Source organism: Streptomyces sp. NPDC054840 (genome assembly GCF_053611065.1).
In genome coordinates this window covers 1-10,826 of sequence record NZ_JBSGZP010000210.1, presented here as the reverse complement: position 1 = coordinate 10,826, position 10,826 = coordinate 1, and the positions used below count along the sequence as shown (strand labels likewise).

Genomic DNA, 10,826 nt, shown 5'->3' with positions numbered 1-10,826 from the left:
GGCCCGGGGCCGGGGCCGGGGCCGCAGCCGAAAGTTCCGCGCCCCGGCGCCGGTGAAGGCGCAGACTCGCCCCATGGCGGACATGCGGGCATTCCGGGAAGCGGTCGGCGACTGGGCGGGCGGCGGTACCGGTGAGGCCGCGAGGGAGCTTGCCGCCCACCTGAACGTACGGACGGCGGTGCTGCTGGAAGGGCCCAGCGACCACGCGGCCGTCGAGGCGCTCGCCGAGCGGCGTGGCCGCGACCTCGCCGCCGAGGGCGTGTGCGTCGTCCCCATGGGCGGGGCGATGAGCGTGGCCCGCTACACCGGCCTCCTCGGCCCACCCGGTCTCGGCCTGCGCCTGACGGGCCTGAGCGACGAACGCGAACAGCCCTACTACGACCGCGCGCTGGAGCGGGCCGGGGCGCCGCAGCAGGGCTTCTTCGTCTGCGTGGCGGACCTGGAGGACGAACTCATCCGGTCCCTGGGCACCACGCGGATCGAGGACGTCCTGCGGGCCGAGGGCGACTTCCGGTCCTGGCAGACCTTCGTACGCCAGCCCGCCCAGCGCGACCGGTCCCGGCAGCAGCAGTTGCGTCGCTTCCTCGGCACGACGAAGGGCCGCAAGATCCGCTACGGCCGCCTCCTCGTGGAAGCCCTCGACCCCGAACAGGTACCGGCCCCGCTCGACGCCCTCCTCGCGAGCGTGTGAAACCCTGGTCCGGTCCCCCTCCCCCAGGAGGAGGCCCGGCAGGTGCTGCGGGTGGCGGCGACGCGCGTGCACGCCCCGAGCGCGGCACGGCAGCCGCCACCCCACGACCCGCACTCGTCAAGGCCTGCCCTTGGCGTCCCCTCGCGTCGAATCGCTCCACACCAGAGTGATCAAGATATGACGAACCGTCAACACCTCGTTAGAGGTACACGCGCGGTTCCCGGTGCTGGGGATGACATTCCGACGGGCCGTCCGAGGGCCGCTCGGACGCGCAATCAGAGATGGATTTCTCCGCACGGTCGACCTCGCACCAGATCCGTTTGCCCGCACCCTCGCGCTGCCAGCCCCAGCGGTCCGCCAGCCCGTCGACCAGCTCCAGGCCGCGCCCGCCCGTATCCTCCCCGCAGGCCTGTCGGCGGTTCGGTGCCCGGTCGCTCGCGTCGGCCACCTCGACCCGCACCCCCGGCCCCCCGAACAGCATCCGCAGCACGGCCGGACAGCCCGTGTGCACGACCGCGTTCGTGACCAGCTCGGAGATCAGCAGGATCAGCGTCTCGGCGAGCGGCTCGTCGTCCCCTATGCCCGACCCGGCCAACCGGGAACGTGCCCACCGGCGGGCCCGGCCGACCTCGGCGGGATCCGCTCCGACCTCCAGCTGAACCTGAAGCACCTGCACCGCTCACACCATCCGAACCGGCGGACACTTCGCCTCGCGACAGGACGGGATCACCGACTGTGACCCCCTTCCGTAGCAGCATGGTTGACGTACAGTCACCACAACAAGCGCTTCGGGCATATTCGTCCGCGAAGGAGTGGGCGTGGTGCATACTGTGCGACGCTCGCGCCGCTCAACCGCTCGCATTCGTGGGAGCGTACCGGAGCAGGCCCTCGCTTCCGGGCCGCAATGAGTCCGGCGAAGGACACAAACCGATATCAACTCTCTGTAATCGGACATGCGTCCCGCGCCGTCCTTCCCGCTCCCCTTCTTGTGCTCTCACGTCACAGTGAGCGACCTCGGCCGACTGCACCGCCGAACTGCACAGCCGGACTGCCCCCCGACTACACCGCCGCCCCCAGCAGCTCCGCCGCCAGCAGCTCCTCCGCCTCCCCCGCGGTCCGCCACTGCTCGGCCCGCACCCACGCCCGCTTCAGGTGCAGGTGCACGTCCGCCTCCCACGTGAAGCCCATCCCGCCGTGGACCTGGAGGCAGTCCCGGGCACCCAGTACCGCGGCCTCGTCGGCCAGGAGTTTCGCGGCCGCCACCTCTCCTGGATCCGACGTCACCGCCGCCGCGTAGACCGCCGTACGGGCCACCTCCGCCCGCACCAGCATCCGCGCGCACAGGTGCTTGACCGCCTGGAACGCCCCGATCGGCTGCCCGAACTGCTCGCGCTCCCCCGCGTAGCGCACCGCCAGCTCCACCGTCCGCAGCGCGCTGCCCAGCTGCAGCGCCGCCGTCAGCAGCGCCCCCTCCGCGCGGTACGGGGAACAATCCGCGTACGAGGCCACCCGGTGCAGCGGCGTCAGCGGGTCCGTCGAGCGGACCGGTGAGCCGGCGGGCACCCCGGGGGCGCTCAGTACCGCGTCCGCCTCCGCCAGGTACGAGACCAGGCCCGCGCCCAGGTCGCAGGCGGTCACCACCGCCCTGCCCTCCGCCGCCCCCGGGACCACCCCGGCGGCCAGGTGCGTGGCCACCAGCGGCCCCGGCAGCAGGGCCCGCCCGGCTTCCTCGAAGACGAGCACCGCCTCCGGCAGCCCCTGGCCCACACCCCCGTCCGACTCGGGCAGCCGCAGCGCGAAGAAGCCCGCCTCGCCCAGCTCCCGCCACAGCCCCCGGTCCACGCAGACCCCCGTGTCCACCGACGCCCGCAGCGCCTCGCGTCCGTACCGGCCCGCCAGCAGGTCCCGTACGCCCGCCCGCAGGTCCTTCTGGTCCTCGGTCGGCTGGAAGTCCATGCCCCTCACCGGCCCTTCGGAAGGCCGAGGATCCGCTCGGCGACGATGTTCCGCTGGATCTGCGAGGTGCCCGCCGCGATCGTGTACGAGAGGGACGAGAGCCGGTCCAGCACCCACTCCTCCTCCAGGTTCAGGGACTGGGCCCCGAGGACCTCGGCCGCCGTGTCATACAGCTCCTGGCGGGCGTGCGAGTAGGCGAGCTTGAAGACGGAACCACCGATGCCGGGGACCCCGCCCGCCGACCGCTCGGCCTCGCTCACGTTCCACTGGGTGAGCCGCCACAGCGCGCCGAACTCCCCGTACAGCCGCCCCAGCCTGCGCCGCAGCACCGGGTCGTCCCACCGGCCGTTCGCCTTCGCCGTACGGGCCAGCCCGCCCAGGGTGCGGCGGCAGGCGACGACCTCGCCGACGAAGGCGGTGCCCCGCTCGAAGGACAGCGTGACCATGGTGACCCGCCAGCCGTCGTGCTCCGCCCCGACCCGGTTCGCGACCGGGACCCGTACCTCGTCGAGGAACACCTCCGCGAACTCCGTCGACCCGGCGAGCGTGCGCAGCGGCCGTACGGTGACCCCCGGCGCGTCCATCGGCATGGCCAGCCAGGAGATCCCCCGGTGCTTCGCCGCCCCCGGATCGGTCCGCACCAACAGCTCGCACCAGTCGGCGACCTGCGCGTGGGAGGTCCAGATCTTCGACCCGCTGATCACGTACTCGTCGCCCTCGCGGACCGCCCGCGTACGCAGGGAGGCCAGGTCGGAGCCCGCGTCCGGCTCGCTGAACCCCTGGCACCACACCTCGTCGCCGCGCAGGACGGGCGGCAGCCAGCGCGCCCGCTGCTGCGCCGTGCCCTCGGCGGCGATCGTGGGGCCGGCGTGCAGCAGCCCGACGAAGTTCGCGCCGACGTAGGGGGCTCCGGCGCGCTCCGTCTCCTCCAGGAAGATCAGGTGCTGGGTCGGGGTGGCCCCGCGGCCGCCGGCGTCCACCGGCCAGTGCAGGCCCGCGTACCCGGCCTCGTACAGCCTGCGCTGCCAGCCGAGGTCGTAGGCGCGCCGGCCCGGCCAGTCGTCGGGGGACGGCTTGGCCGGCAGCTCGGGAAGCACCTTGGCGAGCCATGCGCGCAGCCGCGCCCGGAAGTCCTGCTCCTCCTCGGTATAGGTCAGGTCCATCAGCGGCGGCTCCTGTCCAGGTCGAGGCCGAGCATGCGGATGGCGTTGCCGCGCATCAGCTTGTAGATCGTCTCGTCGTCCAGGCCCTTCACGTGGTCGAGGGCGACCTCCTTGGTGTGCGGGAAGGTCGAGTCCACGTGCGGGTAGTCGGTCTCGAAGGTCGCGTTGTCGCGCCCGACCACGTCCAGCGAGGCGATCCCGTGCTTGTCGCGGAAGAAGCAGCAGAACATCTGCCGGTAGTAGTACGTCGACGGCGGCTCGGGGATCAGGTCGCGGACCCCGCCCCAGGCGCGGTGCTCCTCCCAGACGTCGTCGGCGCGTTCCAGGGCGTAGGGGATCCAGCCCATCTGGCCCTCGCTGTAGGCGAGCTTGAGCGTCGGGAACTTCACGAGCACCCCGCTGAAGAGGAAGTCCATCATCGAGGCCATCGCATTGTTGAAGCTGAGCGAGGCCTGGACGGCGGGGGGTGCGTCGGGGGAGGCGGCGGGCATCTGGGAACTGGATCCGATGTGCATGTTGACCACCGTGCCGGTCTCCTGGCAGACGGCGAAGAAGGGGTCCCAGTAGCCGGAGTGGATGGACGGCAGGCCCAGGTGGGTGGGGATCTCGGAGAAGGTGACGGCCTTCACCCCGCGGGCGGCGTTGCGCCGGATCTCCGCCACCGCCAGGTCGATGTCCCACAGCGGGATGATGCACAGCGGGATCAGCCGGCCGCCGCTGTCGCCGCACCACTCCTCGACCATCCAGTCGTTGTAGGCGCGCACGCAGGCGAGGGCGACCTCCTTGTCATGGGCCTCGGCGAAGGTCTGGCCGCAGAAGCGCGGGAAGGTCGGGAAGCACAGCGACGCCTCGACATGGTTGAGGTCCATGTCGGCGAGGCGCGCCGTGGGGTCCCAGCAGCCGCGGCGCATCTCCTCGCGGGTGATGCCCTCCAGGGTCATGTCGTCGCGGTCGAAGCCGACGGCGGCGATGTTGCGCTTGTACGGGAACTTCAGGTCCTCGTAGATCCACCAGTCGGTCGGCGGGCCGTCGGGGTCCATGGTGATGACGTACTTGCCGCCGGTGTAGGCGAGCTCGCCGATGCCGGCGGTGAGCGCCTTGGGGCCGCGGTCGCGGTATCGGGCGGGCAGCCAGACGTCGAACAGGTGCGCTGGCTCGATCACGTGGTCGTCGACGCTGATGATCCGAGGCAGTTCCATGGTCTCCCCAATTCACCGATCTGATGGATCGTCAGAAACAAGCTAGCCCCGCCACCCCTGGACCGACAAGCGTCGGCGCTCTACGCTCTGCGCTTGATCTGACTATCCGTCAGGTACGCCACCCATGGGGAGGTCCGGGATGACGGCGACGGGCACCGCGACAGAAGCGACGGAACTGAGCCGGTCCGCGACCCTGTGGGAGCTGATCGCCCGCCGGGCCGCCCTGACCCCGGACACCACCGTCCTGATCGAGGCCGCCGAGGCCCCGGCCGAGGACCGGGCCGGGTCCCGAACCGAGGCCCCGGCCGAGGACCGGGCCGGGTCCCGAACCGAGGACCGGGCCGAGGACCGGGTCTACGACCCTGCCGCCGACATCGCCGAGGGCCCGGCCGAGGACCCCGCCGCCGGCCGCCGGCTCACCTTCGGGGAGCTGCGCGACCGCTCCGAACGCGTCGCCGCGGGCCTGTACGCCATGGGCGTCCGCCCCGGCACCGTCGTCGCCTGGCAGCTCCCCACCCGCATCGAGACCGTGCTGCTCTCGGTCGCCCTCGCCCGCATGGGCGCCGTCCAGACCCCCGTCATCCCCTTCTACCGGGACCGGGAGGTCGGCTTCGCGCTCCGCGAGTCCAAGGCCGAGTTCTTCGCCGTCCCCGGGGTCTGGCGGGGGTACGACTACCCGGCGATGGCCCGGCGGCTCGGCGCGCGCGGCGTCTTCGAGGCCTACGATTCCCTCCCGGACGGCGACCCCGCCGTGCTCCCCCCGCCGCCCGCCTCCGGCACGGACGTCCGCTGGATCTACTGGACCTCCGGCACCACCTCCGACCCCAAGGGCGTCCTGCACACCGACCGCTCCCTGATCGCGGGCGGCTCCTGCCTCGCCCACGCCCTGCGCCTGCGCCCGTCCGACGTCGGCTCCATGGCCTTCCCGTACGCGCACATAGGCGGCCCGGACTACCTGGTGATGCTGCTCCTGTACGGCTTCCCCGCCGTCCTCTTCGAGAAGTTCGCGATGCCGGTCGCCCTGGACGGCTACCGACGCCACGGCGTCACGGTGGCCGGCGGATCGACCGCCTTCTACTCCATGTTCCTGACCGAGCAGCGCAAGACCCCGGACGTCCCGCTCATCCCCACCCTCCGTCTCCTGGCGGGCGGCGGCGCCCCCAAACCACCGGAGATCTACCACGCCGTCGTGCGCGAGATGGGCTGCCAGCTGACCCACGGCTACGGCATGACCGAGGTCCCGATGATCACCATGGGCGCCCCGGACGACACCCCCGAACACCTGGCCACCACCGAAGGCCGCCCCCCGGCGGGCATGTCCATCCGCATCACCACCCCGGACGGCACCCCGCTCCCCCCGGACACGGACGGAGAGGTCCGGCTCCGGGGCGAGGCGGTCTGTCAGGGCTACCTGAACCGGGACCAGTCGACGGAGGTCTTCGACCCCGACGGCTACCTGATCACGGGCGACCTGGGCCACCTGACGGAGGACGGCTACCTGGTCCTCACCGGACGCAGCAAGGACGTCATCATCCGCAAGGGCGAGAACATCTCCGCGAAGGAGATCGAGGACCTCCTCCACCGGCTCCCGGGCGTGGCCGACGTAGCGGTCATCGGCCTCCCGGACCCGGCCCGCGGCGAACGCGTCTGCGCGGTGGTGGAACAACCTCCGGGCGCCGCCCCCTTGACCCTCCCCCAGCTGACAGCCCACCTCCGCGCGCAGGGCCTGGCGACCCACAAGCTCCCGGAGCAACTGGAACTCCTGGAGGCCCTCCCCCGCAACGAGGCCCTGCGCAAGGTCCTGAAGTACAAACTCCGCGAGCGCTACGCCTGAGGGCTCACACGCGGACGGATCGCCCCATACACACCAGCCACGGCACCTCCGGCGAAGGCTGCACCGCCACCGAGCCGGCCATGGTGACACTCGCGGCCGTGGCGGTCATCGGCGCGCTGCTGGGCACCAAGTTGCCGGGGCGCAGCGCGACGCCTTGAGCATGGGCGTACGCATCCGGCCCCCGCAGGCGGAACGCACGATTGCCGTGCCCGGCCGAAGCCGGGCACGGCAATCATTTCTTCGCTCGGGGGGAACTGGCTCACGGCTCCAGCACGTCGCCGGGGGTCGGCGTGTCGCGCTGTTCCCACTGGCCGCAGGAATCGATCACCGGACCCGTGCGCTCGCAGATAATGGTGTGCACGGTCCCGGCCGTGGTGATCACGTCGACGACGATTTCACTGCCATCCGCCTCGCCGAGGGGGCCGACGTCGATGGACGTCCCGCAGGGATTCACGGGTTCGTCGCCGCCCTGATCGGAGATGTCGAACCAGTCGATTGCCGACAGGGCAGCCTGCTCGTCTCCGACGTAGACGGATCCGTCGCTGACCGCCGAGTAGAAGGCCATTCCGCCGCCGGCCGCTTCCTGGCGAACGGTGTCGATTTCGAAGCACCCGTCCACCCCAGGCGGGGGGTTGGGCCTGTCATGGTCCTTGTCCTTGTCCCTGTCCGTGCCGGTGGCGGAGTCCGCCGAGGGGAGGGAGAACGCGACGGCCGACGTGGGCTCGGCATTCAGGCCCTGCGCCGCCGCCGGTGCGACGCTCATCGCGCTCACCAGGGAGACGGCGGCCAGCGAGGTGAGGCCGCCGGCTACCAGCCGTGTGGACCACCACGAACGCCGCACCGGTGACGATACGTTCCTGCCTTCAGGACGCATTCAATGCTCCTTATCGATTCCGCCCGGGAATTCTCCCGGAAGTTCCTCCATCCTTTGTGGTCGATCGACAATTCCCAGGTCGACCCACCGCAATTCCCTGACCGATCATTCGATTAGCCCAATAATCACCGTCGGGTGCTGCCGACTGTTGCGGCGGGTGCTGTCCACAACCAGCCCCGGACGGCCACCGGACGCTGAGACGTGCGAAGCGCATAGCGATCTGACACGCTTCGCCCGACCCCGCCCAGCAAGCCATCAGCCGCCACCCCGCCTCCGAGGGGGGCGGTGGGCAACCACCGCATCAGTGCCGTGGTGCCAAGGGGGTGACGGCCCCGCCCGCGTGGGTTCCGTACGCAGAGGGCGAGAGCCCCGCCCGCCGGAGCCCCCTACAGCCGGCTCAGCGACGCCGCCGCGAACAGCAACGTCCCGGATGGCCTCGCGGTCGCCGTGCTGGCCCACCGCCGCCTCCTCCGGGGAGATGTGCCCGGCGGCCAGCTGGCAGAACTCGATGCCGTCCAGGGCGATCTCCGCCACCGTGCGTTCCGGCGACGGCTTCGCTCCCGGAGAGTCCAGCGCGATGTCCCAGCCTCCGCCGCCCGAGCCCTCGATCTCCAGGTGCAGGGTCCGTCCGGGCGCGCCCGCCGCGACCAGGCCCCGCGCCGGGGCGGCCAGACCCGCGCGCCTTCGCTGCGCCAGCGCGCCCGGCAGGAGCCGCGCCGCCAGGTCGATCATCCCGTGCAGGTGCGGCCCGGACGGCGGCTCGTACGGGTAGTCCACGGCCTCCGCGATGTCCCAGGCGTGCACCCAGCACTCGAAGGCGCGTTCCAGGAACGCGTCGCCGAGCGGCAGTGCGAAGCCGCCGTAGTCCACGGCCAGCTCGGCGACTCCGCGGCCGGCGAAGGAGACCGTACGGACCAGCGTGTGGCCCTGTTCCCGCCACGGGTCGCGGACCTGCCGCGTGACCGGGTACCCCGACGCCGCCCAGAAGTGCTCCGTCCGCACGGTCGGACCGCCCTTCGGCGCGTCCGGACCCAGCGGGTCGTCGAGCCCGAGCGCCGAGGCGATCAGCCCGTCGACCGTCAGCAGATGGCCGATCACCCCCGCCACCGTGGTCCGTTGCGACCGGCGCCGCTCCTCCTCGAACCACTTGAGGCGTACCGGGGTGTGCCACTCGGAGTCCCCGAAGTCCTGCAGCAGCGCGTCGAGCCGCGCGGTCTCGGTGTCGTACGGACTCGCCCACACCGGCACCGGAATGCGGGCCGGACGCTTGCCCAGGCAGTCCTCCAGGACCCGCGAGCGCAGCAGCGGTTTCAGGTCGAGGTTCTCCTCCGGGTGCAGCAGCCCCACCGCGTCGCGAAGTCGCAGGGCCTCCTCCGCGCAGGGCGCGCACTCGGTGAGGTGGTCCTCCACCGCCTGGGTCTCCTCGGCAGAGCAGGCCGCCAGTGCCCACGCGCCGAGCAGGGACTTCAGCACGGCGTGGGACGGCGGCGGCGGCGCGACCGGCGGCACCTCGGCCGGAACCGCCGTCATCGGCGGCATCGGCGGCAACGACCGCGGCGCGTAACCCGGGTCGAGGTCGTCGGCGGCCCCGCGCGGACCCGGTATCCGCGCCTGCCCGCCAAGACGCTCGTATCCGTCATCGGGCGACTGGGGAGGGCCGTTCATCGAGGCGTTCCATATCCGGACCGGGCGGTTTCCTCCTGCGGGAGGGCGTTGGCGGTCGACAGCAACTGCAGTCCGAGCCGCAGCCTGCGCCGCGCCTCGTCCTCACTGATCTGCAGGTCGGCGGCGGCCTGCCGGTAGTCGCGCCGCTTGAAGTACGCGAGTTCCAGGGCGGCGCGCAGGGGCGCGGGCATCGAGGTGACGATGTAGTCGGCGCGGGCGGCCGCGTTGGCGCTGCGCACCTTCTGTTCCAGCTCCTCGCGGGAGCCCCGGCCCAGTTCGGCCTGGCGCAGCCGGGCCACCGCCTGGCCCTGGGCGATCCGGGCGACCCAGGAGCGCATGGAGCCCTGCTTGGGGTCATAGGCGTCCGGGTTCTCCCAGATGTAGCCGAAGACCTCTCGGGTGATCCGGTCCGCCGCCTTCTCGTCGCCCAGCACCCGGTGCGCCAGACTGTGCACGAGCGAGGCGAAGCGGTCGTACAGCTCCCCGAGCGCGGCGGCCTCGCCACGGGCGAGTCGCTGCTGCATGCGGCGGTCCCAGCGCGGTGGTGCGTCCTTCGGCATGAATGCCCCCAGCCGTGTGTCGACGCATCGAATGTAGTGGGCACACGGCCGATCGCGCCTGTTTTGGAAGAACCTCACCCTGGAAGTGCGCCCTGCGTGATAGAGCCGTGGCAGGGCGTGAACGGTGGTAAGGGTGACGGCACATGGGGACAGGTGTACGCGCCCCACCGCGCTCCCCGTGCGCGGGTTCGATGCGGCCGTCTCCTTGACCACTTCGCTTAACGCACAGGCCACGTAGGCCTTACGCTCCTGCCTTGTCTTGATCTGTACCCCACTGCACACGTGAAGGCGGAACGCCGAATATGGACAGCGCAGAATACGAGCGCAAGATCGCCGCCCGATTCGCCACCTTCGACCAGGACGGGTCCGGCTATATCGACCGGGAGGACTTCAGCGCGGCCGCGAAGGCCGTCCTGGCCGAATTCGGTACCACCGCCCGGTCGGACAAGGGCCAGGCCGTCTTCGCGGGCGCCGAGGCCTTCTGGCAGGGCATGGCCGGCATCGCGGACGTCGACGGGGACCAGCGGGTGTCCCGCGAGGAGTTCATCACCGGGGCCGCGAAGCGGCTGCGCGACAACCCCGAGCGGTTCGCCGAGATCGCCCGGCCGTTCCTGCGGGCGGTGATCGCGGTGGCGGACGAGGACGGCGGCGGCGGCGCGACCCCACCGAACGCGGCCCGGGTCCTGCGCGTCCTGGGCACCGCGCCGGAGCTGGCCGCCCAGGTGGCGGCCGCCCTGGACGCGGACAGCGACGGCCGCATCTCGGAGGACGAGATCCTGGCGGCCTTCGCGGGCTACTGCGGCGTGGAAGCCCCCGACGCGTAACGCCTGCGGCGCGCCCGGCACGTCCTGCCTCGCCGGCGCGTGCGGCGCGGGGTCCGGGGC

The 10,826-nt window shown here is 71.9% G+C and carries 9 protein-coding genes and 1 pseudogene; 3 read left to right on the top strand and 7 right to left on the bottom strand.

Translation table 11 applies throughout. The features are described 5' to 3' along the window. Nucleotides 1–73 precede the first annotated feature (73 nt). Nucleotides 74–691: a TOPRIM nucleotidyl transferase/hydrolase domain-containing protein gene (locus ACWGIU_RS17120; protein ID WP_453706608.1), complete on the top strand. Its 618-nt coding sequence runs from the start codon at nucleotides 74–76 to the stop codon at nucleotides 689–691. A 199-nt stretch (nucleotides 692–890) separates the two neighbouring features. Here ACWGIU_RS17120 and ACWGIU_RS17115 read toward each other — a convergent pair whose 3' ends face one another. From ACWGIU_RS17115 to ACWGIU_RS17100, 4 genes are all read right to left on the bottom strand, one after another. Beyond that, the gene (locus ACWGIU_RS17115) at nucleotides 891–1,367 is read right to left on the bottom strand and encodes an ATP-binding protein (RefSeq protein ID WP_453706606.1); all 477 of its coding nucleotides are present in this window, start codon (nucleotides 1,365–1,367) and stop codon (nucleotides 891–893) included. A 383-nt stretch (nucleotides 1,368–1,750) separates the two neighbouring features. After that, nucleotides 1,751–2,647, bottom strand: coding sequence for an acyl-CoA dehydrogenase family protein (locus ACWGIU_RS17110; protein WP_453706604.1), 897 nt, complete (start codon nucleotides 2,645–2,647; stop codon nucleotides 1,751–1,753). 5 nt (nucleotides 2,648–2,652) lie between these two features. Next, nucleotides 2,653–3,810, bottom strand: coding sequence for an acyl-CoA dehydrogenase (locus ACWGIU_RS17105; RefSeq protein ID WP_453706602.1), 1,158 nt, complete (start codon nucleotides 3,808–3,810; stop codon nucleotides 2,653–2,655). Further along, the gene (locus ACWGIU_RS17100; RefSeq protein ID WP_453706600.1) at nucleotides 3,810–5,009 is read right to left on the bottom strand and encodes an amidohydrolase family protein; all 1,200 of its coding nucleotides are present in this window, start codon (nucleotides 5,007–5,009) and stop codon (nucleotides 3,810–3,812) included. Before ACWGIU_RS17100 ends, ACWGIU_RS17105 begins: the two co-directional genes overlap by 1 nt. Nucleotides 5,010–5,148: 139 nt before the next feature. Here ACWGIU_RS17100 and ACWGIU_RS17095 point away from each other — a divergent pair, with 139 nt between their 5' ends. Then, on the top strand, nucleotides 5,149–6,843 hold the full coding sequence (locus ACWGIU_RS17095; RefSeq protein WP_453706598.1) for an AMP-binding protein: 1,695 nt from the start codon (nucleotides 5,149–5,151) through the stop codon (nucleotides 6,841–6,843). Between the two features lie 259 nt (nucleotides 6,844–7,102). Here the strand turns inward: ACWGIU_RS17095 and ACWGIU_RS17090 are convergent, their stop codons facing one another. The 3 genes and pseudogenes from ACWGIU_RS17090 to ACWGIU_RS17080 form a co-directional block, all read right to left on the bottom strand. Further along, nucleotides 7,103–7,717 carry a hypothetical protein gene (locus ACWGIU_RS17090; protein ID WP_453706596.1) on the bottom strand — a complete coding sequence of 205 codons (615 nt, stop codon included), beginning with the start codon at nucleotides 7,715–7,717 and terminating at the stop codon, nucleotides 7,103–7,105. Between the two features lie 386 nt (nucleotides 7,718–8,103). Beyond that, nucleotides 8,104–9,382 (bottom strand): annotated as a pseudogene (locus ACWGIU_RS17085) (zf-HC2 domain-containing protein). Next, nucleotides 9,379–9,942, bottom strand: a complete 564-nt coding sequence (locus ACWGIU_RS17080; RefSeq protein ID WP_453706594.1) for a sigma-70 family RNA polymerase sigma factor — start codon at nucleotides 9,940–9,942, stop codon at nucleotides 9,379–9,381. Before ACWGIU_RS17080 ends, ACWGIU_RS17085 begins: the two are co-directional and overlap by 4 nt. A gap of 302 nt (nucleotides 9,943–10,244) precedes the next feature. Here ACWGIU_RS17080 and ACWGIU_RS17075 point away from each other — a divergent pair, with 302 nt between their 5' ends. Beyond that, the gene (locus tag ACWGIU_RS17075) at nucleotides 10,245–10,766 is read left to right on the top strand and encodes an EF-hand domain-containing protein (protein WP_453706592.1); all 522 of its coding nucleotides are present in this window, start codon (nucleotides 10,245–10,247) and stop codon (nucleotides 10,764–10,766) included. Nucleotides 10,767–10,826 lie beyond the last annotated feature (60 nt).

What these genes read in the sequence shown, in the direction of transcription:
- ACWGIU_RS17120 (WP_453706608.1), top strand. Translation starts at nt 74, where the DNA reads ATGGCGGACATGCGGGCATTCCGGGAAGCGGTCGGCGACTGGGCGGGC.
- ACWGIU_RS17110 (WP_453706604.1), bottom strand. Translation starts at nt 2,647, where the DNA reads ATGGACTTCCAGCCGACCGAGGACCAGAAGGACCTGCGGGCGGGCGTA.
- ACWGIU_RS17105 (WP_453706602.1), bottom strand. Translation starts at nt 3,810, where the DNA reads ATGGACCTGACCTATACCGAGGAGGAGCAGGACTTCCGGGCGCGGCTG.
- ACWGIU_RS17100 (WP_453706600.1), bottom strand. Translation starts at nt 5,009, where the DNA reads ATGGAACTGCCTCGGATCATCAGCGTCGACGACCACGTGATCGAGCCA.
- ACWGIU_RS17095 (WP_453706598.1), top strand. Translation starts at nt 5,149, where the DNA reads ATGACGGCGACGGGCACCGCGACAGAAGCGACGGAACTGAGCCGGTCC.
- ACWGIU_RS17090 (WP_453706596.1), bottom strand. Translation starts at nt 7,717, where the DNA reads ATGCGTCCTGAAGGCAGGAACGTATCGTCACCGGTGCGGCGTTCGTGG.
- ACWGIU_RS17080 (WP_453706594.1), bottom strand. Translation starts at nt 9,942, where the DNA reads ATGCCGAAGGACGCACCACCGCGCTGGGACCGCCGCATGCAGCAGCGA.
- ACWGIU_RS17075 (WP_453706592.1), top strand. Translation starts at nt 10,245, where the DNA reads ATGGACAGCGCAGAATACGAGCGCAAGATCGCCGCCCGATTCGCCACC.